Origin of the sequence: Pedobacter aquatilis (genome assembly GCF_032678405.1) — a bacterium.
Lineage (GTDB): Bacteria > Bacteroidota > Bacteroidia > Sphingobacteriales > Sphingobacteriaceae > Pedobacter > Pedobacter aquatilis_A.
Window position 1 is genome coordinate 112,197 of record NZ_JAVTSJ010000005.1, and the last position, 23,787, is coordinate 135,983.

Sequence of the window (23,787 nt, forward strand, 5' to 3'; positions counted from 1 at the left end):
TAAAATACTGGCAGCGCTTTTACAGAACCCCTTAACGATGATTTTCAGGACCGCATTATTAAAGATTTTAGAAAACAAAAAATTAACCTAACTTGTTATAAAATCCAAGCATCCCTGAATTTTTAAATGAACGTTTTAACATCGCCCCTGTTCAGATCCCTTTTTAATGATGATATCCCCAGGATTATTCTCAAAACCGATGTACCCGACTTTACCATTGTTGCCTATAACGAAGCCTTTAAACGCGATACCTATACTGCAGACCGCGATGTAACCGGCCTATCGGTATGGGAGGCTTACCCCAGGGATGACAATAACGAGGGCACCCGCATACTGATTGACGGGCTCACCACCGCAAGCCGGGAAAAAATTAAGATACAACTCCCGCCTTTCCAGTATGATGTACCATCGGCCGATTTAAGCACGATGGAAACCAGCTGGTGGCAGGTAGAAATCGAGCCCATTAGCGATACAGCTGATGTTGCTGAATTTCTGCTCGTAAAAACAGAAAACATTACTGCAAAAATACAGCAACACAAGGCCATTAGCGGTTACATGGAACGTGAAGAAACACTTAACCGCAAACTATCAGATACGCATGAAGAGCTACAGGCCTCGCACGAAGAGCTGCAGGCCAATCTCGAAGACCTGCTGATTACCAATGAGGCTTTGGCCAACTCCAGAAAGGAACTTCAGCATTTAAACGCCGTTTTGGAAAACAGGGTTGAAGAACGCACCAAAGACCTTCAATCGAGCAGGCTGCTGCTGCAAAACATTATTGCTACGGCAAATATTGCCATGACCCTGCTAAAAGGGGAAAGCTTGATTATTGAACTGCCAAACCCTAAAATGCTCCATATCTGGCAGCGTGAGCTGAAGGATGTTGTGGGCAGGAGGATAACCGATGTTTTCCCGGAGCTTAATGAGCAGCGTTTCCCAAAGCTGCTGGCAGATGTGTTCCGCACCGGAAAACGTATAGCCATGCCCGAAGTGCCTGTGAATATTTCTTATCCCAATGGCGAAATAAAGCTGATTTACGTAGATTTCTCTTACGACCCCATAGTTGACGAAAACGGAAATGTAGCCTATATACTGGCTTCGGTAAAGGAAATTACCGAACAGGTTGAAAGTTTTAAGCGTTTGGAAGAAAGCAAATCGGAGTTACAGGCAACAACCGAAGAGCTGGCGGCTTCAAACGAAGAACTAACCGCTACCAACGAAGAACTGGCTGCAACCAACGAAGAGCTCGAGGAAGCGCAGGAAAGCTTATTCATAAAAAACGATGAGCTGGCCGAAACCGAAGAGAGTTTACGCCTGGCCCTTGCCGCGGGTAATTTGGGTATCTACAGCGTGGTACCGGGTACAGATAACTTCGAAATCTCAGAAAAGGCACGCGAATTTTATGGCTTGCCTTTAAAGGAAAGCATTAAGTGGGCAGATGTTACCGCAACGATTGTTCCCGAATATTTACATGTAATTGAAAGGGCAAGGGCTAAAGCTCTGGCCACACACGAGCCTTTTGATGTGCAATACCCGATCATCCAGCCGGTAACTAAAGAAACCCGGTGGATCAGGGTGATTGGAAAAAGCGTAGCGGAAAACCAGTTCAGGCCGGCCAGGTTTTTAGGGGTTTTAATGGATATTACGGATGATGTGGAGCATCGTTTAGCCATTGAGGAAAGTGAAGACCGTTTCCGCAACATGGCCGAAGCCACGGATGTTTTCATTGCCGTGGGCGATGAAACGGGTAAGGCAACTTATTTTAACAATGCCTGGATCAGGCTTACCGGGCGCTCCATGTCGCAACTGGTCGAATATGGCTGGGTAGACCTGGTCCATGAGGACGACAGGGCAAATTATTTAAATTTATTTAAGGCGGCCTTCGATTCGAAAGTACCTTTTACCGGCGAACTGCGTATTTTGGGCGCCAATGCCGAATATACCTGGATGCTGGCCAAAGGGACCCCACGCTTTCATGCCGATGGTACTTTTACAGGCTACATCAGCTCGGGTGTAGACATTACGGAACTGAAAAAAGATGAGCTCCGTAAAAACGATTTCATTGGCATGGTGAGCCACGAGCTGAAAACACCTTTAACAGCCATTAGTGGTTTTGTGCAGGTTTTGCAGGCCAGGGCCAAAAAGAACGAAGATACCTATGCCCTGCTGGCACTTAACAGGGCTTATAACCAGGTAAGAAAGATGACCACAATGATCAACGGCTTCCTGAATGTATCCCGTCTGGAATCAGGTAAACTGCTGATAGAAAAATCAAGCTTCCAGCTGGATGAACTGCTAAAGGAACTGATAGAAGAAAGTGACATTGTTCAGTTTTCGCATGAAATTACGCTGCAAATCACTGAGCCGGTAACGCTCTTTGCCGACAGGGACAAGATTGGAAGTGTGATTTCGAACCTGCTCAGCAATGCCGTGAAATATTCACCGGCAGGAACACGCATTGAGGTAAAATGCGAAGTGCATAACCATAAGGTTAAGGTAAGTGTTAGCGATAATGGTATCGGCATTGATGCTGAAGACCTGGAAAAACTATTCGACCGTTATTATCGTGTGGGCAAACACCATACGGTTTCGGGCTTCGGCATTGGCCTTTATTTAAGTGCCGAAATTATAGAAAGGCACCAGGGTAAAATCGGCGTAGAAAGCACAGTAGGCGAAGGCTCAACATTTTATTTTGAGATTCCCCTATCGGCAAATTGATAAAACCTACCCTAAATTTGTCTGATTTAACCGCATACAATCTTAAAATCTTCTGATACCTTTAACCATAAATAATTTAAACATGGCAACAGAAAACTTAACACCGATAACAATAGAAGCTACTGTAAATGCACCGGTAGCAAAAGTATGGGAATACTGGAACAATCCTGAACACATTAAAAACTGGGCTTTTGCATCGCCTGAATGGCATGCCCCTAAGGCGGAGAATGATTTACGCGTAGGCGGAAATTTCTCAACCACCATGGCCGCGAAAGATGGCAGCATGAGTTTCGATTTCGGCGGAACTTATACCACTGTTGAAGAAAACAGCCTTATTGAATATGTGATTGGCGATGGCCGTAAGGTTAAAATTGTTTTCGAAAGCAACGGCGATACTACGCACATTACCGAAACATTCGATCCGGAAAGCAGCAATCCCATTGAAATGCAGCGTGGTGGCTGGCAGGCTATTTTGGATAATTTCAAAAGCCATACAGAGCAAGATTAGGCTATAAAGCCAAAAACCTTAGCGAATCCCCTTGCATAAAGGGGATTTTTTTTGTTGCTATAAAAATCAAACCACAATTAAGTAACATTTCGATGATTATTTGATTTGAATAATAATTGGTTTGCTTTAAATAGTTTGTTATTGCAATCATAATTTACATTTGCGGTGTAAATTATACACTATGCCTCGAATATCATTTTTTAAATTCGGTTTTCTAATCATTATGCTCACCGCTTGCCAGGTTAATGCCCAAACCTTAACCTTAAAAGAAGCTGTAAATACCGCATTAACGAATTATGGCACAATAAAAGCCAAAAATAATTATGCAAATGCATCAAAATCCGGTATTCAGCAGGCAAAGAGAGACTACTTACCCAATTTCAGTCTGAGTGCACAACAGGATTACGGTACCATTAACGGGCAAAACGGTCCTCAGTACGGCCTTGGCGGATTGGGTACAGCCTCATCAGGGCCGGCACTTGATCATCAAAACTGGAATGCCGCATTCGGGGCCCTTTACCTGGCTAATGTTAACTGGGATTTTTTCACCTTTGGCAGGATTAAACAACGTATAAAAGTTGCCGACGCGGCTTTTCAGCGTGATAAAAACGACCTGGAACAGGAGAAGTTCCAGCATGAAATCAGGGTTACTGCGGCTTACCTTAATTTACTGGCTGCACAACGTTTAACTAAATCGCAGGAGAAAAACCTTTCGAGGGCGGTAACCTTTCAGAATACCGCCATTGTTAGGGCTAAAAACGGTTTAATTGCCGGTGTCGATTCTTCATTTGCAAAAGCTGAAGTTTCAAATGCCCGAATCGCCTTAACAAGGGCTAAGGATTTTGAGCAGGAACAGGCGAACCGTTTGGGCGTTTTAATGGGCAGCATTGCCACATCCTATACCATTGATACCACCTCCATTACCAGAATCCCTGCCGATTTATTAAACGACAGCATTAAGAATTCCCATCCGGTACTTAAATTTTACCAGAACAGGATTGATGTAAGCAACCAGCAGGTCAGCTATTTCAAAAGACTTTATTACCCAAGCTTTTCGCTTTTTGGGGTTATGCAGAGCCGTGCCTCGGGTTTTGGCTCCAACTATCTGCTTAACCAGCACGATTACTCCAGCAATTATTTCGATGGCATCAATCCAACGAGGTCAAACTATTTGATTGGAATAGGAATGACATGGAACTTAACCTCACTGTTAAGAAACCATCCGCAGGTGAGGGCACAGCAATATACCAGCGAAGGCTTAAAGAATGAATATGAGCTTGTAGACCAGCAGTTAAAATCGCAACTGGCCCTTGCCGAAACCAAGCTAAAAAATGCACTGGATAATTATAAAGAAGCACCCGTTCAGGTTAAAGCCGCATCAGATGCTTACCTGCAGAAAAGTGTACTTTACAAAAACGGCCTCACTACGCTGGTAGATTTAACCCAGTCGCTTTTTACACTTAACCGGGCAGAAACCGACCGCGATATTGCCTATACCAATGTATGGCAGGCCTTATTGTTAAAATCAGCCGCCTTAGGCAACTTCGAAAGCTTTATCAACGAATTTTAATACGTTTCCATAAATGAACTTAATACGTTTCGCATTACGAAAACCAATTTCAATACTTGTTTTAGTAGCAGGTTTATTTTTCTTTGGTATAGGGGCAATTAACCAGATCAAGGTTGATATCCTGCCGCAGATGAATTTACCGGTAATTTACATTGCACACCCCTTTGGTGGTTATACGCCTAACCAGATGGAGGCCTATTTCGGCAAGCAATATGTTAACATTTTGCTGTTTGCCAATGGTATTAAAAGCATCGAAACCAAAAACACACAGGGTTTAATGCTGATGAAGTTAACTTATTACGAGGGTACAAACATGGCGCAGGCAGCAGCCGAGCTCAGTGCGCTCTCTACCCGGGCGCAGGCAATCTTTCCGCCCGGCTCACAACCGCCTTTTGTTATCCGCTTTGATGCTTCCTCACTTCCGGTAGGGCAGCTCGTATTAAGCAGCCCTAAACGTACCAACAACGAACTGCAGGATCTGGCAAACACTTATATCCGCCCGGGTTTCTCCGCTATTCCGGGATTATTGTCGCCCGCACCTTTTGGGGGTAGCCCGCGTACCATCGAGATTAATGTTAACCCTTCGTTGTTACGTTCGCACAATTTAACGGTCGATCAGGTTGTTGAAGCCATCCGCCTGAACAACCAGACAGCTCCTTCGGGAAATATCAGGATAGGCGATAAAAACTACATCACCCCTACCAACTACACTATTAAAAAGGTTAAGGATTTTGAAAACATCCCGCTTTTTAAAGGTGGCGTTCAGAATTTACAGCTTCGCGATGTGGCTACGGTGAAAGATGGTGCCGATTTAGTAGCAGGTTATGCCTTGATAAACGGAAAGCGGTCAGTTTACCTGAGCATTGCAAAATCGGGTGATGCCTCTACCTGGGATGTGGTAAAAAATCTGAAGAAAAACCTGCCCAATATCCAGGCTTCCTTACCTGAGGATGTAACCTTATCCTATGAGTTCGACCAGTCGGTATATGTTATCAATGCCGTAAAAAGTTTAATCAGCGAGGGGGCCATCGGGGCGATTTTAACAGGATTGATGGTTTTACTTTTCCTCGGCGACAGAAGAGCTGCCCTGATTGTAATTTTAACCATTCCGACATCGATTATCGCCGGGGTACTGTTTTTAAAACTCTTCGGGCAAACCATTAACATCATGACATTAAGTGGTCTGGCACTGGCCATCGGTATTCTCGTGGATGAATCGACGGTAACCATCGAAAACATACACCAGCACTTCGACATGGGTAAGCCCAAGGCACTTGCCATCTGGGATGCCTGTAAGGAAATTGCCTTTCCGAAGCTTTTAATTCTCTTTTGTATCCTGGCTGTGTTTGCCCCGGCATTTACCATGTCAGGGATTCCGGGCGCCTTGTTCTTACCCTTGGCCCTTGCCATTGGCTTCTCGATGGTGGTTTCCTTCCTTTTATCACAAACCTTTGTGCCCATTATGGCCAACTGGCTGATGAAAGCGCACCCTAAAAAAGGTGCAGAACACCATCCGGGCATTACACAGGATGAAGCAGACTTTACGGCAACGGGAATTACACTCGAATCGGAAAAAGATACCCTTAACCAGAAAAAAGTTTTAGTAGAAAGAGACGATTTCAGCGGCGATGGAAAAATTGGTTTCTTTGATAAATTCAGGAATCGTTTCATGCGTTTTATCGACCGCATCTTGCCTTACCGTAAATCGGTCGTATTAATTTATTTGTTTGTAATTATCGGTATTGCGGCGTTATTACTGGTTAATATTGGTCGCGATGTTTTGCCAAGGGTAAACTCCAGCCAGTTCCAGTTAAGGTTGCGTGCACCTGACGGGACACGTTTGGAACGTACCGAGGAAAAAGCAAATACCGTTCTGGCAGAACTTAAAAAAATGGTTGGTCCTGAACATGTTGGCATATCATCCGTATATGTAGGGCAGCATCCGGCGCAGTTTTCTGTAAATCCGATCTACCTTTTCATGACCGGCCCGCACGAAGCTGTTTTCCAGGTAAGCTTAAAGGATTTTGAAGGTGATATGGACGATTTTAAAGATGCTTTCAGGGATAAAATCAAAACAGTTTTACCTGATGTTAAGCTTTCGTTCGAGCCCATAGAACTTACCGACAAGGTTTTAAGCCAGGGCTCCCCTACACCGGTTGAAGTACGTATTGCAGGTAAGAACAAAAAGCTGAACGAAAAGTATGCGAAGAAAATTTTAGCGGAGCTGAAAAACATCCCTTACATGCGTGATGTACAGATTGCACAGCCGATTAAATATCCTTCATTGAATATTGATATCGACCGCACCAGGGCTGCGCAGATTGGGGTTGATATGGCCGATATTTCGCGTTCGCTGATTGCCTCGACCTCTTCATCACGTTATACGGATAAAAATATCTGGCTCGATGAAAAAGCTTCCTTACCGTATAGTGTTCAGGTGCAGGTACCTTTAAACCAAATGACAAATAAAGATGATATTGGCGAAATACCGCTCTTAAAAAATGCAGCAAGACCTGTTTTAAGCGACGTTGCCAAGATTACGCCGGATACCACTTACGGTGAGAATGACAATATTGGCGCAATGCCATTCCTTTCGGTTACGGCAAACCTTTACCATACCGATCTGGGAACAGCATCAAAAGATGTTGATAAAGCAATTGCAGCACTCGGCGAACTGCCAAGGGGTCTAAACGTTTCTCCTATTGGAATGAGCAAAGTACTTACCGAGACGCTTGACAGCCTACAATCGGGCTTATTTGTCGCCATTGTGGTGATCTTTTTAATGCTCGCTGCAAATTTCCAGTCGTTTAAAGTGCCTTTGGTTATTTTAGCAACCGTTCCGGCGGTAATACTTGGTTCACTGCTATTATTAACCCTCACAGGATCTACCTTAAACCTGCAGTCGTATATGGGTATCATCATGTCAGTCGGGGTATCCATTGCCAATGCGGTTTTACTCATTACCAATGCCGAGCAATTGCGTAAACATAACGGAGATGCACTGGCATCGGCCCGCGAAGCAGCAGCATTGCGTTTACGCCCGATTATCATGACCAGTATTGCAATGATTGCCGGTATGTTGCCAATGGCTATCGGCCATGGCGAAGGTGGTGGTGCCGTTTCACCACTGGGCAGGGCGGTAATCGGTGGTTTACTTGCATCAACCTTTGCCGTACTTATTGTATTACCTTTGGTATTCGCATGGGTGCAGGGCAAACAAAGCACAGATTCTATGTCACTCGACCCGGAGGATGAAGACAGCATACATTACATTAAAGGTTTAGCAGAAAACGAATAACAGCAACAGCATAAATGAAAACGAATATATTCTCAAAAACAATTTTAGGTTCGGGTTTAATCTTTTTAACCGTAGCCAGCGGCTGTAGCAATGCCGAAAAAAAGGAAGTAAAAAAAGAGAAGGAAGTAGCCATACCCACTTTCGACTTAAAGAAGGATAAACTTTCTACAGCTTTGACTTTACCAGGCGAACTGATCGCTTTGCAACAGGTAGATTTATATGCTAAGGTGAGCAGCTTTGTAAAAACGCTGAAAGCTGATATCGGCTCAGAAGTTACTAAAGGGCAACTTTTAATGACCTTAGAAGCACCAGAAATGGGATCGCAGGTAGCGGCAGCACAATCGAGGTTAAAATCGCAGGAAGCGATTTATATGGCCAGTAAAGCCAATTACGACCGCCTATACGAAACCAGCAAAACACCAGGAACCATTTCTAAAAACGACCTGGATCAGGCAGTAGCGAAGCGCAATTCGGATCTTGCACAGTTTGAAGCCGCTAAGGCATCGTTTAAAGAAGTTGGTTCGATCCAGAATTACCTGGAAATCAGGGCGCCATTCAGCGGTATTATTTCAGCAAGAAATGTGAATTTAGGCGCTTATGTAGGTCCATCGGGAAAGGGCTCAGAATTACCTTTATTTACCCTTCAGGATCAGAAAAACCTGCGTTTAGCGGTTTCCATTCCGGAGGTGTATACCGGTTATTTAAAACAAGGCGATGAAGTGAGCTTTACCGTAAAATCATTACCGAGCCAAACCTTTAAAGCTAAAGTAAAACGCTTATCTGGTGCTTTGGATTTAAGGCTTCGCTCAGAACGTGTGGAAATGGATGTACCGAACAGCACTAAAGTACTTTTACCGGGTATGGTTGCCGAGATAAACATACCGTTACCCGCCAGTGCAAGCACCTTTGTTATTGATAAAAAGGCACTGCTGGACACCAGTGAAGGGTTTTACGTGTTAAAGGTAGAAAATAACAAAGCGGTAAAGATTGCAGTAAAAAAAGGCCGTGAAACCGATGATAAAGTAGAAATTTTCGGCAACCTGAACGAAGGTGACAAATTAGTTGCAGAACCTACGGAAGAAATGCATGAGGGAATGACGATTAAACCTTAACTTTACCTTAAGCAATTAATGGATATGCTCGCCAGAACGGAAAGTTTTAATACCCTTACCACGCACGAAACGCTTGAGGATTTTTATAACAGGCTTAAAATTACACGTCCTGAAATTCCTACACCGAATTTAGGTTCCATTAATGAAATCGGGCATTTCAATGTTTTCAATCGTGCCATCGTTTGTACCAATACACCATCAGTTTTTAGCAGACGTGATTTTTATAAGATTTCTTTAATTATCGGCAATGGCATCCTGCATTATTCAGATAAGCAGATCGAAATTAAAGGCAGGGCTTTGCTTTTTACCAATCCAAATGTACCCTATTCGTGGGAAAGCACTTCAGCAAAGCCCAACGGTTATTTCTGCCTGTTTACCGACAACTTCATCCACCACCGTAACGAAAACCTGCGGGAATCTTTTCTGCTAAGGATAAATGACAACCCGGTAATCCATATCGACGAAGAAAAAGAAGTTGCAATAAAAGATATTTTCTGCAAAATGATTACTGAAATGGAAAGCGATTACATCCATAAGTATGATTTATTGAGAAACTATGTACAGCTGATTGCGCATGAAGCATTAAAAGTACTGCCTAAGGAAAATATATTTAAGCTTAACAATGCCTCGGCCCGTTTAACCGCCCAGTTTACCGAACTGCTGGAACGTCAGTTTCCGATTGGTTCTACCGAACATGTTCTGGAGCTGAAAACTGCACATGATTTCGCCTGCAGGCTTCTGGTTCATGTAAACCACTTAAACCACGCCGTTAAGGAAGTTACCGGGCGGACAACTTCTGAGCATATTGCCAAACGCATTACATCAGAGGCGCTGGCATTATTGAAACATACCGAATGGAACATTGGCCAGATTGCTTATTGCCTGGGCTTTGAATACCCCGCAAACTTTAATATTTTCTTTAAACGCCAGATGGGCTGTACACCAAAGGCTTTCAGGAACTAAACTCCCTGGTTTTTAAAGGTTTTAATGGCTGATTTGAAACCATGCATTTGGTTATTAAAATCTTATTTTTGACGACCAAATTTAAATCAGATGACGCAAGCTCCTTTCCCGGCACAATACTCTACCCTTTCTTCCCGAGCATTGAACGAACACTTATCTCGTGCTTATGACTTAAGCGGTTTTGAGTGCCGCCTGCTGATCAGAAATGTTAGCGATACTTACCTGCTTGAAAAGGGAAAGGAGAAATACATTTTCAAAATCTACCGTGATGCACACCGGAAACGCCATGAAATTGAAGCTGAAGTAGAACTGCTGAATATTTTAAAAGAAAATGGCCATCCGGTTTCCTATCCGATAAAAGCTGTTTCAGGCAAACAAATACAGCAGTTTAATGCGATAGAAGGCATCAGAAATGGTGTTTTATTTTCGTATGCTGAGGGTAAAGTAATCCACGACCTGGAAGAAGCCCACCTGGTTCAAATCGGACGGGATATTGCGAAATTACACAACACTACAGCCTCAATTAAGCTTAAGCAGCAAAGACATGTTTTTAACTTTGATACGACGCTTTTTGAGCCTTTAAAAACCTTAAAACTGCACTTTACAGAAATGCCTGAGGAATACCGGTACCTTGAAGAAATTTCGGCTGCTTTAGTTGAAAAATTTAAATCTTTCGAAACGGCTGCATTTAGTTACGGCTATTGCCACTATGATTTTTTCCCTAAAAACTTCCACTTCGACGAGTCAGGAAACATTACCTTCTTCGACTTTGATTTTGCTGGCGAAGGTTACCTGATCAACGATTTAATGTCTTTCCTTAACCATTTCTTTTTTCATGTTTTAAATAACCTTTTAACGGTTGAACAGGCGGCTAAAGATTTCAACACCTTCTTAAAGGCTTATCAGGATATCAGAAAGCTAACTGCTGATGAAATAAAGGCCATACCCTACCTGGGCATTACTTTTCATGTTTTCTTCCTCAGGTTTTTTTACGATAATTATGATGACTGGTCGAATACGTTTTTAACGCCCAGGTATGTAAAACACCGGGTAGGCCTAATCAAAAAATGGGTAGAGATGTACCAGTTGTTTTAACATCATTAACGTTACCAAACCAGTGTTTTAATTTCAAAATGAGAATGTTACCTTAGCTTACACCCGAAAATTACTCCCATGGATCAGAAAATCATTAACCTTTACGACAAATACACGCATAGCCAGTTAAGCAGAAAAGACTTTATGAAGAAGCTGGCCATTTTAACCGGAAGTACGGCACTGGCCTTAACCGTTTTACCATTACTGGAGAACAATTATGTGTCGGCAGCGGCATTTGTCAGCGATGACATTACTTCAGAAGAAATAACCTATCCGGGTGTTGATGGTGATATAAAAGCCGTACTGGCCGGGCCTAAGGCTAAAAAGAATTTAGGTGCCGTATTGGTGATACACGAGAACCGGGGTTTAAACCCGCATATCATTGATGTAACCAAACGCGTTGCCGCAGAAGGCTTCATTGCATTGGGTGTTGATGCCTTATCGCCTTTCGGCGGAACACCGGCAGATGAGGATAAAGGAAGGGAATTAATAGGTAAACTTGATCCTGAAAAGAACCTGCAAAACTACCTTAAAGGCCTTGAATACCTACGCAAAGTTAAGGGAGGAAATGGGAAAGTGGGCTGTATAGGTTTTTGCTGGGGTGGCGGCATGGCGAACAAACTGGCCGTAAACGACCCAAAATTACAAGCTTCTGTTGCCTATTACGGCGCACAACCCGCAGCAGCCGATGTACCTAAAATAAAGGCAAGTGTGATGATGCATTATGGCGGTTTGGATCAGCGTATAAACGCCGGCATTCCTGCTTACGAAACAGCTTTAAAGGCTGCAAACATAGATTATAAGATATTCATATATGATGGTGTAAACCACGCTTTTAATAACAATACCTCACCAACGAGGTATAACGAAGCAGCAGCAAAGCTGGCCTGGCAAAGAAGCATTGAACTTTTTAAAAATAAGTTGGGTTAATACATTTATTTAAACAGAAACGCTCTGTAATGAAAAAGACATTCCTTTCTTTTGTAACCCTTTTGGTGTTATGTGCATGCACGAAAAATTATAAAGCTGACGAGGTAGATATCACTAAAGTTCCCAATAAATCATCTAACTCCCAATTTAAAAATTATCTTGGTGTTAATGCCTTTGAATGGGATTTAGTTGAGGATAATAATTCGAACTTAATAAGTGAAAAAAAGATAGCTGTTATTAAGTCATTTGGTGCAATCAGACATTATCTTGATTGGGAACGAATGGAATCTGAACAAGGTCAATACAGCTTCAATCCTACCCATTCCGGTGGAGCTAATTATGACCTGATTTACACAAGACTAAAAAGAGATGGGATTGATGTACTTGCATGTATTAAAAATGTGCCACAATGGTTGATAAAAACCTATCCGAAAGACCAACAGGGTGCTGATAACACACCAGTAATATTTGATACTGATAAAAGTAAACCATCTTCCTATATTGCGCAGGCAAAAATGGCTTTTCAATTTGCTGCCCGCTATGGCAATAACAAAAAAATCGACACCACATTGGTTTCTGTTAATAAAAGCCCCAGATGGAATGGAGATAGTTTAAATGTTGTAAAAACAGGTCTAAATCTTATAAAATATATAGAATGTAATAATGAACCGGATAAATGGTGGGCTGGTAAAAAGGCTCAACAAACTGCTGAGGAGTACGCATCAAATTTGTCAGCTTTTTATGATGGTCATAAAGGTACTTTAGGAAAAAATGTTGGTGTAAAAAATGCTGATCCTAATATGACCGTTGTTATGGGAGGACTTGGTACTGCTGATCCGGAGTATGTAAAAAAAATGATTATCTGGTGTAAAGAGAACAGAGGGCTCAAACCTGATGGAACCGTAAACTTATGTTTTGACGTAATCAACTATCATCTTTATGCTAATGATGCATTTTTAAATGGTGGAAAAGCTTCAGTTGGTGTTGCTCCAGAACTTTCTGAAATTGGTACTATCGCTGATAAATTTATTAAAATGCGAGATGAGCAAGCAATAAATATACCTATTTGGGTTACGGAAACGGGTTATGATGCTGGAAAAACCCCACAAGGGGCAATTGCGATTGGAACAAAGTCTTCATTTATCACACAAGCGGACTGGAATTTAAGAACAGCGCTTTTATATGCCCGCCATGGTATAACAAGATGTATGTTTTACATGCTTGACGATGCAGGTGGTATTAATAATCCTGTACAGTATAGCAGTTCAGGATTTCATGATGATTTTAAGAAAAGACCATCGGCTGATTATATACTGCAAGCAAAAAAACTTTTAGGAAATTATACTTATTACCGCACACTGAGTAATGATCCTTTGGTTGATTTATACAAACTTGACAAAAAGGAGATTTATGTATTAACGGTTCCGGACCAAAAGAACAGAAAAGTGAGTTACTGGCTCAATTTAGGTACTGCAAAACAAGCCGTAATACATAGTTTACAGGTTGGAAAAGATAAAATGTTGCATAAAACCGTTAACACTAAAAACGGAAAACTACAAATCACTGTAACTGAAACACCTGTATTTGTAGAAAAGATATAAATCTTAATTGATTCAGCCCGGGCTTATTTAAGCTCGAGCTGATAGATGAAACCCTTGTTGCCTGCAAGTAATACCACACGGCCTTTTTTTGCCTTTTGTACAGCATTAAAACTGATATCGGAAATGTGCATCCAGTTTTTTCCGCTATCAACAGAAATATCGGTACCTGAAGTGCCTGTAGCAATTAAGGTATTTTTATCAATATAAGTAACACCTGAGCGGTAGCCAGAAACAGGAGTTTCGGGCTTATGCCAGTTCTTACCCCCATCATTGGTAAGCAGAACATTATTTGTATTTTCCTTGTCTTTCACATAATTGCCACCTACAACAATACCATTTTTTGCATCGTAAAAATCCATGGAGAAAGGACCGGTACTGTTCTCTCCCTGCCAGATCGGGCATTTAAACACCTGCCAGCTTGTTCCGTAATCAGCAGAATAATAGATATTAGATACTGTTCCGCCACTGGCGACCCAGGTTTTACCACCCGACAATGTTTTTATAGTAGTACCACTAGCAGCAAAACCAGCTTCGCCCTTGGCTAAGGAAATGCTTAAGTTTGATGAAACATCTGTCCAGCTTTTTCCGGCATCGGTTGTTTTAAGCAATTTCATTCTATTATCAATGGGATCACCAAAGATGATGGCTTTGTTTTTATCCCAAAAACCTAGTCCATCTAAAAATATTGCAGTGTCGGCATTTTTATAAGTTTCGATCCAGCTTTCTCCCCCATCCGTAGTTTTAAGAATATAGGCTGGCGAACCCGCATTTACAATAACGGCTTCCTTTTCATTAAATGCCTCTATGTCCCTGAAATCTAGTTTTTCGTAACCCTTAGGCTTTGTCCATTGCCAGGTTCTGCCACCATCGGTTGTCTTTCCTACAGCGCCATTACTCCCGCTAACCCAGGTTATTTTATCATTAACAACACTTAATCCCCTTAAACTCGTTTTGGTATTCTCATTTAAAGGCTTTAATGTATAATTCTGAGCAGTGCAAAAAAAAGGTGCCATCATCAGGCACCATAATAATTTTTTCATTTTCAAGTTTTACTTAACTCTTCTAAAAGTTTCTGATCGGCCAAGAAGTGAAATACCAATATATCCCCTTACATTCATCACATCTGCACTTTTTAACGATATATTACAACTGTAGGTTTTTCCGCTTTTTGGGTCGTAAATGGTTCCGTCAGTCCATTTGCCATCATCGTAAACAAAATCCTTTAAAATTTCCAAGTTCAGTAATGGCCGGGTTTTTAAACTTTCTGCTGGGTTTTTAGCATCTACTTTAGGTTTACCATTTAAATTAGGTTCCTTTAGCCAGGCAAGTTTTCCATAGTACTTATCGCCTTTTTTATAAATCTCTATCTGTCCTTCGCCAGAAGGATTTAACCATTTCCCTACAATTGCATCTTTATTCTGAGCAATTGCATTAAAACTTATTGCCGCGAGTAGCAGCACTAAAAACTGGAACTTTCTCATAACCGATTTCTATTTAGTGTTTTTAAAGATAGTGATTTGTATTTCTTATGCAAACATAATAAAGAGAAAAAGCGGCTGAAAGTTTTAATTTTCTTAAAACTATCGGGAAACGATTAGAGGTATTTCTGAGGGTATGCGTAAAAGGAATGATTTAAAATAATAAGACTATTTCTGGTTATAATCGTAATTAACCATCCACTGAATACCGAATTTATCAGTAAGCATACCGAATAAAGCGCCCCAGAACATCTTATCCAAAGGCATTGTTGCTTTGCCGCCTGCTGATAGTCCATCAAATATCTGGTGTGCTTCCGCTTCGCTCGATGCATCTACCGAAATGGAAATACCGTTTCCGAAAGTTGCCTTAGGCATTGGCTCCGTAACATCTGTTCCCATTAAAACATTGCCGCCAACAGGGAGTGCAATATGCATCAGCTTATCCTGATCTTCTTTCTTCATCCCCTCGCAACCTGGCGAATCTTTAAATCGCTGAACAGTTAGAAATTCTCCGCCAAATACCGATTTGTAGAAATTAAAGGCCTCTTCTGTATTGCCGTTAAAATTTAAGTAAGTGTTTATAGTAGCCATCTTGTTTAGTTAAGTCCCTGCCGGGCATGTATATATCTATTTGTTTTTAGTATTCTTTGTTAATAAAATTACGATAAAAAACCTGAAACCTGCATTGCTGGAAAAGTCAACATTAGGGTGTGCTTAAGACAATTATTTTTATATTTACGATATAACAACAGCTAACCAATGATTAAAATTGCCTTATTAATACCTGAACAATATAAATTACTAAGTGTAGCAGCAATATTAGAAGTTTTCGAAACGGCAAATAAGTTTCACAGTGCCAAGAATTCAGAAGCGGCATTTGACCTTTCTCTCCTGACGCTACACGATAATGTTGATGGCTTTTTTAAAACTTACAAAACGGCAAGGCTGGCAGATGAAGGCAATTATCAATTAATTTTAATCCCTTCTTTTACTACAGATGACATGAAGGCGACCATTACTGTAAATCATGCCTTTATTCCCTGGTTAATTAAACAATATCATTCAGGTGCTGAAATAGCAACTTTCTGCACGGGTGTGTTTTTACTTGGTGCTACAGGTTTGCTTGACGGCAAAGCGGCCACTACACATGTTGATGCCTGTCCTGCTTTTGCGGCGGCATTTCCTTCGGTTCAGCTAAAGGCTGATAAAACCGTTACACAGGATGGAAAACTTTTCACCAGTGGGGGTGCAACTTCTACATTTCACCTGTTGTTATACCTTTTGCAAATACACTGCGGAAAAGACATGGCCATTAAAACGGCTAAAATATTTGCGATAGATATGGACAGGCATAACCAATCATACTTTAGCTCTTTTCAGCCTTCAAGGCACCATAACGATGAAATTGTAGCTTCTGCGCAAGAAAAAATTGAAAGCAGTTACCAGGATGTTGCAACCATAGAAGAGATGATTAAAGACATTCCATCAAGCAGAAGAAACATTGTAAGGCGTTTTAAACAGGTTATCGGGATAACACCTATAGAGTATTTGCAACAAACCAGGATTGAAGCGGCAAAAAAGCTTCTGGAGCAAACGGCTCAACAAATGACTGAGGTAATTTATAATTCGGGCTATAACGATCCCAAAGCTTTTAGAAAAGTATTCAGGAAAACCGTAGGTATGACGCCATCTCAATATCGCGATAAATTTCAGGCCCGGTAACCGGGTTAACATTTTTTAACACAAACGCTCATTATTTGTAATCATTATAATACAATTAAAAATAATTCTGAATAATAAAATATTTCTGATTAACTTAACGTTATAGTATTTTAACCAAATAATTAATTATATGAGCACACTAATTGTAATTGTTGGTTCTTTCTATTTCATTTCACTTTGCGCAACGGTTTACAGCTACTACTCGGCTGAGCCTATGCCAAATGATTATGAGAAATTTTAGAATTATCTTAGGGTTTTAACCGGTATTTTCTTGAATTAACCTAACTAAGGTTTACTGGGATGTTTGGTTATTTGATGATCAAAATTACACCCTCATCTTTTATTTTATAGAAATATTCCTTTTGGGTATTGTGTGCCAATACCTGTACAGCTACAACTTCTCCCATTTTACCACTCTCGCAACGAACAAAGTCGCCTTTCTTTACATTATCGAGCACTACAGCATGTGTATTTTTTGAAATATTAATCATAACCGTTTTACCTTACCTGTATTGATAACGTTAAAACGGATGATATGTTTTAAATTTTCTGATTCTGGCTTTAATTAATAAATGAATTGTTAAGGCCTACTTCCATAAAAGTGCTGCAATACCGATGCCGTATACAATATGGTTATATCTGATCGATACCTCATTTTTAAAGCTGTAAATATATTTTCCATTCGGGTCGATGCTGCTCAGGTAATCAACCTTGAAAAGATGCTTAGAATCGAAGTAATTAACATATGCTTTTAGCGCCAGGTTTCTACTCAGTAATTTTTGCACTGCAAAACTAGTCGACCAGCTCGTAGCCGGATTAGGCTTATATTTAAAATAAGGTAATTCTACAGCCTGAAAAATGGGTTGATATTCTTCTTTAAGTGCAAGTATAATGTTTCCATCTGCACCGATCGACTTTCCAACCAGGAAATTGGCGTTCAGAAAAAAACCTTTTTTCAAGGGAAATGAAAAATATGGTCCAAAGTGAAGGTACCTCACTCCAGTTGGCTGGGTATAAATATCTTCTGAAATTTTAGGTATATCAGGATCAGAATAACGATAGTTATCATTTCTTATAGGAAAGCTGGAAAAGGCAAACTTTCCGCCAAGGCCAAAGTTTTTCTTAAAAAACCAGGCACCACTCAGCTCCATCCCGAAACCATGCTCTGCATTGATTGTTCCGTTTGGGTTATTCAAATCTTGAGTTACTGCCCTCGCTACACCAATGTTAATTCCGATAAAGCTAGGTTTACCACTTCGGGGCATATAGGTCGTTGCGAAAGACTCCTTGATTCCTTTATCCTTGTAAATCTTATCTGCTATTAAATAACCAGCTTCTGTTGCCAGTAAACCTATTCCTGCACCTGCAAGTACATCCGACACCCAATGCCGATTGTTCATTTGGCGGCCAACGGCAGTTGCTCCGGCCATAGTATAGGCACCGATTCCAAGCAAAGGGTGTGCTTGCCCGTATTCTTTATTCAGGAAGGCCGCATTCATGAAAGAATTTGCGGTATGGCCTGAAGGAAATGAGTTAAAAGCACTCCCGTCAGGTCGCTCTACGCCAGCTGAATGTTTTAAGGTATTTACAACAATAGCCATTGTAGCTGCAGAAAACAAATAGGAAACCGTTGTACGCTGAATGGAATGCCTGCCTTTTACACCTGCTGCATTTAAACCACATACACTTATGGCAGGCACATACTGTAAATAATCGTCAAAATGGTTTCTGAAATCGGGCAGGTAGCGGTTCCTCAACTTACGGATTTCCTCTCTTTTACCCCAGCTTAATGCGCTGGCAGAAAATAAGACGGCTGGAGCAATTGATGCTTTAAGGAAACTATTAGGATGACCACCATTATTTTCGGAGAAGACAGTGCTATCTGATGGGATTTGCTGACATACACAAATTAGCGGAAAAATAAAGCAGGTAAATGTCAGCAGTAAATTCTTTCTCATTGTTAAAAAAATGCAGCTTTCAGCCGCAGCATCTTTGTTGGTTAAGGATCGTTATCTGGTTTGAATCCTAAAGAAAGTAAATTATTTGGTCATTTCAAGTGATGGACTAATTTTTAAGATTAAATAGCAGTTAACCAATGCCGAGATGCAGCATTTTACAATTACTCACGTTTTATTGAAAACACCTATTATGAAAAAGCTAAGCGTTCTTTTTTTACTAACGATCGTACTTCTATCCTGTTAACTTATTTATGCTTCTGTTTGTGGTAATATAAAGTAGAATGTGCTGCCTTCACCTATCGAGCTTTCCATCCAGATCTTTCCTTTTTCAGCTTCGATGAAATCCTTCGAAATTGCCAATCCTAAACCATAACCCGATTTATTTTGTCCATCGGTGGGCACCTGGAAATAACGGTCGAAAAGTCTTTTCTGGTAACGTTCATCTATTCCCTTTCCAAAGTCTTTCACAGAAAATCTAATGTCACCGTCGAGGGACAAGACCTCAACAATAATGACTGATTTTTCAGCACTATAACGTAAAGCATTCGACAGGAAATTAACCAGCACCCAGGCCGTCTTCTGTATATCAGCCATCACCTCAGGCAAATTGTTGTCACAAATAATTTCTAGTCTTATATTTTTCTGTTGCGCCTGAAACCTCACTGCATCTACGGCGTAATTAACAATATCTACAGGCTTGGTTACGGCGAAACTGAGTTTTAAGTTTCCGGTTTCAGCCTGCGATAAATCCAGCAATTCACTTGTAATTTTCAACAGTCTTTCCGAATCTTCTCCGATATGTTCTATGAGTTGTTTCTGTTCCGGATTCATATCACCTACACGTTCATCTCTAAGCAGCTTAAGGCTCATCTTTATCGACGATAAGGGCGTTTTTAGCTCATGGGAAACCGTGGCGATAAAGTTGGTTTTGGCTTCATCGAGTTCTTTAAACTGCGTAATATTTTTTAGAACATACACACTCCCGGCAGATCGTGTAGACTCAACCAATGTATCCTCCTGGCTGGCTTCCAGGTTCGGGATAATAATCTCCCGGTTTTCCAGCTGAAAATAGGATTCACGCTCGTCAGTATAAATTTTTAAAGGTTGATGATCCTGTTCCACGTTCACAATTCTTTTCAACAGCTCATTTTTCTGCTGCAGTACGGCAACATTTTCTCCTACCGTTTTTTCCGCGTCAAGATTAATCAGTTTCGAGGCCTGCTCATTCAGAAACAGTACTTCTCCCTTTTCATTTAATCCGATAATGGCGTCTTGCATCTGCTCAATGATTGTTTCAATACGCAGTTTTTCACTTTTTAATTTAGAGAGGTTACTGTTTTCCCATTCGTTAAGTCGTGAAGCCATTGTATTAAATGCACCAGCAAGTGCTGTGAATTCATCGTTATTATCAAAATGTAAGCGTTGCTTGTAATTTTTATTGGCAATTTCACGGATGGCAGCACTAAACTCAGCTAGTGGATTAGCAACAAAACCAGGAAAGTTGATGATAAAAGTAAATAATACCAGAAAGCAAACCGTTGCGGAAATGGCAATGTAAATGTTGGCCCGGTTTGCCACAGCGTTGGCCTTTTCATTTTTATTGACTATGGCCTTCATATTTACCTCTTCAACCTTTTGAAGTGAGGTACGAAGTTGAAGGAGCTGACCGCTCACTGCTGTATTGGTTTGCGCCTGTATGAGTTTCTGGTAGCCCGATTTCAGATCCGCTACGGCTGCCTTTTCGCCAGGCTCCGTAATATTCCTTTCTTCACTACTAAGCGCAGACTCAAATTTATCTTTTGTGCTTTTTGAGAACGGAAGCGTATTCTTATCCAGCATGCTCCGCATTTCAGCAACATATTTTAAGCTTTCGTAATTATCCTTAAGGATGATTTTAGATTTATCGGAAAGCTCGTTTAAAAAGAAAAGCGCAATTAAGCCGAAAGAAAGAACGATGAAAAACAGAAAGCCGAAGCCAAGGCGGAGTTTGGTTTTAATTTTCATATTGGCTGTTTTATGATTTGCTAAATTTAGGAAAGGATAACCAAATCGATATCTTTCTTTGCCAGGTTTTTTAATAACCCATTAAATACGGCAGTACGGAGAATCACCTGAAAAATATTTAAATGTGGTTTACCGATACAAATGGTGGTTACTTCTTTTTCTGCGGCCAGATCCATAATCGCTTGTGTAACCTGATTATTTTTTATTTTAATTACTTCTGCACCAAGTGCGGTAGCCAGTTTAAAATGATTGATTAAATGGCGTTGCTTATCCAGTTTGATGCGTTCGGAGCTCTCCTGATCACTTTGTACATACAGCACAATCCAGGGCGAACGGTAATAGGAAGCCAGTCTTGCTGTTTTACGAATCACCACGCCAGCGGTTCCGGCATTGGATGAAATACAGGCCAGAAACCTTTCTGGCCGCAATTTAACTGACCGGGGAACTTCCGACTGTATTTTACGTTCAACCTGATGTACTACCTCTTTCAAAGCCAGCTCCCGCAGCTGCAGGATTTTATCTGTTTGGAAGAAGTTTCCAAGTGCACGTTCAACTTTACTTTGCTCGTAAATCTTTCCCTGTTTAAGCCTTGTTACCAGTTCATCAGCTGTTAAGTCGATGTTTACGATCTCATCCGCCATTTCCAGCATTTTATCAGGAATACGTTCACTAATTGAAATACCGGTTATTTGCTCAACCTCTTCATTAATACTTTCCAGGTGTTGAATATTTACGGCTGAAATGACGCTTATTCCGGATTCCAGCAAATCAAATACATCCTGCCACCTTTTGATGTTTTTACTACCCTCAACATTGGTATGGGCCAGTTCATCAACAATTACAACCTCAGGATGGCGGTTGATAATGGCTTTTAGATCCATTTCTTCCACCTCTTTTCCACGGTAAAATAGCTTCCGACGGAGAACGATGGGAATCCCACCTAACAGCGCATGGGTTTCAGCACGGTTATGCGTTTCTACATAACCTATACAAATATCTACACCTCCCTTAAGCAAGGCATGAGCTTCCTGCAGCATACGATAGGTTTTACCCACACCTGCACTCATGCCGATGTAGATTTTCAACTTCCCCCGCCTGGACTTTTTCACCAGGTTGAGGAAGTTTTTTACTGAATCATTTTGCTGTTCATCCATAATATCCTGTATTAAGCTGCATCCGCTTATTAAAACGAAACAGCAATACTTGCCGTGATACTGGCATTGGTGTTAACAGCGCTGGCATCACGAACAAATATTTTATTCTCACTATCGTAAGCCTTACCTTCCACACGGATGACGGCATTACTAATGGGCGAATAGTCGAGATTAAGCGAGTAGCCCTTTGTTTTAAAACCATCAGGTGTTCCGGTGCTAATGAGCATACCGTTTTTATCCTCATAATATTCAAATCTTCCGGCTACAGCCCACTTAGGTGCAAACTTATACTGAACAATGGCCACAGGAGATATGATCTCATTATGCCCACTGCTTCCTTTTTGCTTTTGCTGTGTTCCATAATCAAAACCAAGTGTTAAACCAAGCTGATCAGTGAGCTGGAAAATTCCATACAGATTATGATAGAACCTGTTTACGCGAACAGAATCTGCGCCTTCAGCGCCCAGATAGTTGCTGTAATTAACCGTTATTTTAGCTGAAGGTTTCCACGTGAATTGTAGCCCACCGGCGGGTTTGTTATTCCCGTTTAACCGTGTAATTCTTTGCCAGCCATTCAGGTACAATGCCGTTGCGGTAAATTTTCCATCCGTTGTAGCATAAGTTAACTTTGCACCCGACTCATAATAAGGTGTATTCTCTGAGGAGATATTCCTGGTGAGTACCCAGCAATCTTTGGAAATAGCACTTTCAAAACCAATATGCGAAGAAAAGATCCCGGCGTCCAGCCATAAGTTCGCTGTTTTAGACAATTTTACGCCTGCATTGGCTTCAAAAATGTTCTTAAGCACACCTGGTTCTGCTGATAAATTTGCATTGGCATAAGTGCCAGCCATTACCGCCAGGTTTGCACGGACATTTCCGCTATCGTAAGCTGCTTTGATAAAACCCAGATTCAGGTTTACCTCGTTCGCCCGATTGTGCGAATAGATAAATCCCGGACGGTTATGGTCTGCTGGTTTATTGAAATCGTATCCATAATAAGTTTCCAGGTAGCCTGAAACTTTTATTTTTGGTGCTTCCTGTGCTTTGGCAAGGAAGGTTGTGGTGATTAAAGCGGATAATATTAAAATTCTTTTCATGTGTCGATTAAAGGTTATCTAAAGCAAGGTTTAATTTGAGTACATCTACCGATGAAGGGCCGAATAATCCAAGCAAAGGTTTCTGTGTATTCATGGCCACCAGTTCCTTCACCTTTTGTGTGCTTATTTTTCGTGCCTCCGCTACCCTTCTGACCTGAATAACAGCCCCCTGTTCGGAAATATTTGGATCAAGGCCACTTCCGGATGCCGTAACCATGTCTGCAGGGATGTCGGATTTCTGAAGTCCTGGATTGTATTTCAATAAGGTATCAATACGCGACTGTACCTCCTTAAGGTAATCAGGGTTTGACGGGCCTTTATTTGAGCCCCCGGAACCCGCAGCATTATATCCGTTAGCTGATGGTCTTCCCCAGAAATATTCAGGTCTGGTAAATGATTGTCCAAGGAGGGCATACCCCACTACTTTACCATTTTTCATCACCTTTTCCCCATCTCCGCCTCCTTTAGAAAACCTGGCAACAAAAGCCACGCTTAAAGGATAAATAGCGCATAATAGAACCACCAACACTACCGTTAATCGGATCGATTGCATAATGTATTTTTTCATGATTTTTT

Annotated in this window: 19 protein-coding genes; 10 read left to right on the plus strand and 9 right to left on the minus strand. The window is 41.2% G+C overall.

Annotated features, from left to right (window positions below; genetic code table 11):
• Positions 1-126: 126 nt before the first annotated feature.
• The 9 genes from R2R71_RS14225 (at position 127) to R2R71_RS14265 (ending at position 13,795) form a co-directional block, all read left to right on the plus strand.
• Positions 127-2,718, plus strand: coding sequence for an ATP-binding protein (locus tag R2R71_RS14225; protein WP_316831944.1), 2,592 nt, complete (start codon positions 127-129; stop codon positions 2,716-2,718).
• Positions 2,719-2,800: 82 nt separating this feature from the next.
• Entirely contained in the window at positions 2,801-3,226 is a 426-nt protein-coding gene (locus tag R2R71_RS14230) for an SRPBCC family protein (RefSeq protein ID WP_316831945.1), read from the plus strand.
• Positions 3,227-3,407: 181 nt separating this feature from the next.
• Positions 3,408-4,796: a TolC family protein gene (locus R2R71_RS14235; RefSeq protein WP_316831946.1), complete on the plus strand. Its 1,389-nt coding sequence runs from the start codon at positions 3,408-3,410 to the stop codon at positions 4,794-4,796.
• A 13-nt stretch (positions 4,797-4,809) separates the two neighbouring features.
• Positions 4,810-8,094 carry an efflux RND transporter permease subunit gene (locus R2R71_RS14240; RefSeq protein WP_316831947.1) on the plus strand — a complete coding sequence of 1,095 codons (3,285 nt, stop codon included), beginning with the start codon at positions 4,810-4,812 and terminating at the stop codon, positions 8,092-8,094.
• A gap of 14 nt (positions 8,095-8,108) precedes the next feature.
• Positions 8,109-9,206: an efflux RND transporter periplasmic adaptor subunit gene (locus tag R2R71_RS14245; RefSeq protein ID WP_316831948.1), complete on the plus strand. Its 1,098-nt coding sequence runs from the start codon at positions 8,109-8,111 to the stop codon at positions 9,204-9,206.
• Positions 9,207-9,230: 24 nt separating this feature from the next.
• Positions 9,231-10,169 carry an AraC family transcriptional regulator gene (locus R2R71_RS14250; RefSeq protein WP_316831949.1) on the plus strand — a complete coding sequence of 313 codons (939 nt, stop codon included), beginning with the start codon at positions 9,231-9,233 and terminating at the stop codon, positions 10,167-10,169.
• Positions 10,170-10,259: 90 nt separating this feature from the next.
• Positions 10,260-11,264 carry a phosphotransferase enzyme family protein gene (locus tag R2R71_RS14255; protein ID WP_316831950.1) on the plus strand — a complete coding sequence of 335 codons (1,005 nt, stop codon included), beginning with the start codon at positions 10,260-10,262 and terminating at the stop codon, positions 11,262-11,264.
• Positions 11,265-11,342: 78 nt separating this feature from the next.
• Positions 11,343-12,194 carry a dienelactone hydrolase family protein gene (locus R2R71_RS14260; RefSeq protein ID WP_316831951.1) on the plus strand — a complete coding sequence of 284 codons (852 nt, stop codon included), beginning with the start codon at positions 11,343-11,345 and terminating at the stop codon, positions 12,192-12,194.
• Positions 12,195-12,223: 29 nt separating this feature from the next.
• Positions 12,224-13,795 (plus strand): hypothetical protein, encoded by a 1,572-nt coding sequence (locus R2R71_RS14265; RefSeq protein ID WP_316831952.1) that lies wholly within the window; start codon positions 12,224-12,226, stop codon positions 13,793-13,795.
• Positions 13,796-13,818: 23 nt separating this feature from the next.
• On the opposite strand, the gene R2R71_RS14270 is transcribed toward R2R71_RS14265, so the two are convergent.
• The 3 genes from R2R71_RS14270 to R2R71_RS14280 all read right to left on the minus strand — a co-directional run bounded on the left by R2R71_RS14270 (position 13,819) and on the right by R2R71_RS14280 (position 15,864).
• Entirely contained in the window at positions 13,819-14,835 is a 1,017-nt protein-coding gene (locus tag R2R71_RS14270; RefSeq protein WP_316831953.1) for a WD40/YVTN/BNR-like repeat-containing protein, read from the minus strand.
• A 9-nt stretch (positions 14,836-14,844) separates the two neighbouring features.
• Positions 14,845-15,276, minus strand: a complete 432-nt coding sequence (locus R2R71_RS14275; protein ID WP_316831954.1) for a DUF2147 domain-containing protein — start codon at positions 15,274-15,276, stop codon at positions 14,845-14,847.
• A 165-nt stretch (positions 15,277-15,441) separates the two neighbouring features.
• The gene (locus R2R71_RS14280; protein WP_316831955.1) at positions 15,442-15,864 is read right to left on the minus strand and encodes a VOC family protein; all 423 of its coding nucleotides are present in this window, start codon (positions 15,862-15,864) and stop codon (positions 15,442-15,444) included.
• 168 nt (positions 15,865-16,032) lie between these two features.
• Between R2R71_RS14280 and R2R71_RS14285 the strand changes: the two genes are divergently transcribed.
• Positions 16,033-16,995 carry a GlxA family transcriptional regulator gene (locus tag R2R71_RS14285; RefSeq protein WP_316831956.1) on the plus strand — a complete coding sequence of 321 codons (963 nt, stop codon included), beginning with the start codon at positions 16,033-16,035 and terminating at the stop codon, positions 16,993-16,995.
• Positions 16,996-17,303: 308 nt separating this feature from the next.
• On the opposite strand, the gene R2R71_RS14290 is transcribed toward R2R71_RS14285, so the two are convergent.
• The 6 genes from R2R71_RS14290 to R2R71_RS14315 form a co-directional block, all read right to left on the minus strand.
• A complete protein-coding gene (locus R2R71_RS14290; protein ID WP_316831957.1) occupies positions 17,304-17,486 on the minus strand; it encodes a hypothetical protein in 183 nt (60 codons plus the stop codon).
• Between the two features lie 96 nt (positions 17,487-17,582).
• On the minus strand, positions 17,583-18,953 hold the full coding sequence (locus R2R71_RS14295; protein WP_316831958.1) for a phosphatase PAP2 family protein: 1,371 nt from the start codon (positions 18,951-18,953) through the stop codon (positions 17,583-17,585).
• Positions 18,954-19,202: 249 nt separating this feature from the next.
• Positions 19,203-20,957, minus strand: coding sequence for an ATP-binding protein (locus R2R71_RS14300; RefSeq protein ID WP_316831959.1), 1,755 nt, complete (start codon positions 20,955-20,957; stop codon positions 19,203-19,205).
• Positions 20,958-20,983: 26 nt separating this feature from the next.
• Positions 20,984-22,111 carry a sensor protein KdpD gene (locus R2R71_RS14305; protein ID WP_316831960.1) on the minus strand — a complete coding sequence of 376 codons (1,128 nt, stop codon included), beginning with the start codon at positions 22,109-22,111 and terminating at the stop codon, positions 20,984-20,986.
• Positions 22,112-22,140: 29 nt separating this feature from the next.
• A complete protein-coding gene (locus R2R71_RS14310; RefSeq protein ID WP_316831961.1) occupies positions 22,141-23,211 on the minus strand; it encodes a porin in 1,071 nt (356 codons plus the stop codon).
• Positions 23,212-23,218: 7 nt separating this feature from the next.
• Entirely contained in the window at positions 23,219-23,779 is a 561-nt protein-coding gene (locus tag R2R71_RS14315; protein ID WP_316831962.1) for a K(+)-transporting ATPase subunit C, read from the minus strand.
• Positions 23,780-23,787 lie beyond the last annotated feature (8 nt).

Bases quoted from the DNA above. Each gene is read 5' to 3' on its own strand.
- R2R71_RS14235 (WP_316831946.1), top strand. From the start codon at position 3,408: ATGCCTCGAATATCATTTTTTAAATTCGGTTTTCTAATCATTATGCTC.
- R2R71_RS14310 (WP_316831961.1), bottom strand. From the start codon at position 23,211: ATGAAAAGAATTTTAATATTATCCGCTTTAATCACCACAACCTTCCTT.
- R2R71_RS14255 (WP_316831950.1), top strand. From the start codon at position 10,260: ATGACGCAAGCTCCTTTCCCGGCACAATACTCTACCCTTTCTTCCCGA.
- R2R71_RS14295 (WP_316831958.1), bottom strand. From the start codon at position 18,953: ATGAGAAAGAATTTACTGCTGACATTTACCTGCTTTATTTTTCCGCTA.
- R2R71_RS14230 (WP_316831945.1), top strand. From the start codon at position 2,801: ATGGCAACAGAAAACTTAACACCGATAACAATAGAAGCTACTGTAAAT.
- R2R71_RS14245 (WP_316831948.1), top strand. From the start codon at position 8,109: ATGAAAACGAATATATTCTCAAAAACAATTTTAGGTTCGGGTTTAATC.
- R2R71_RS14250 (WP_316831949.1), top strand. From the start codon at position 9,231: ATGCTCGCCAGAACGGAAAGTTTTAATACCCTTACCACGCACGAAACG.
- R2R71_RS14300 (WP_316831959.1), bottom strand. From the start codon at position 20,957: ATGAAAATTAAAACCAAACTCCGCCTTGGCTTCGGCTTTCTGTTTTTC.
- R2R71_RS14260 (WP_316831951.1), top strand. From the start codon at position 11,343: ATGGATCAGAAAATCATTAACCTTTACGACAAATACACGCATAGCCAG.
- R2R71_RS14315 (WP_316831962.1), bottom strand. From the start codon at position 23,779: ATGAAAAAATACATTATGCAATCGATCCGATTAACGGTAGTGTTGGTG.
- R2R71_RS14225 (WP_316831944.1), top strand. From the start codon at position 127: ATGAACGTTTTAACATCGCCCCTGTTCAGATCCCTTTTTAATGATGAT.
- R2R71_RS14285 (WP_316831956.1), top strand. From the start codon at position 16,033: ATGATTAAAATTGCCTTATTAATACCTGAACAATATAAATTACTAAGT.
- R2R71_RS14275 (WP_316831954.1), bottom strand. From the start codon at position 15,276: ATGAGAAAGTTCCAGTTTTTAGTGCTGCTACTCGCGGCAATAAGTTTT.
- R2R71_RS14270 (WP_316831953.1), bottom strand. From the start codon at position 14,835: ATGAAAAAATTATTATGGTGCCTGATGATGGCACCTTTTTTTTGCACT.
- R2R71_RS14290 (WP_316831957.1), bottom strand. From the start codon at position 17,486: ATGATTAATATTTCAAAAAATACACATGCTGTAGTGCTCGATAATGTA.
- R2R71_RS14305 (WP_316831960.1), bottom strand. From the start codon at position 22,111: ATGGATGAACAGCAAAATGATTCAGTAAAAAACTTCCTCAACCTGGTG.
- R2R71_RS14265 (WP_316831952.1), top strand. From the start codon at position 12,224: ATGAAAAAGACATTCCTTTCTTTTGTAACCCTTTTGGTGTTATGTGCA.
- R2R71_RS14240 (WP_316831947.1), top strand. From the start codon at position 4,810: ATGAACTTAATACGTTTCGCATTACGAAAACCAATTTCAATACTTGTT.
- R2R71_RS14280 (WP_316831955.1), bottom strand. From the start codon at position 15,864: ATGGCTACTATAAACACTTACTTAAATTTTAACGGCAATACAGAAGAG.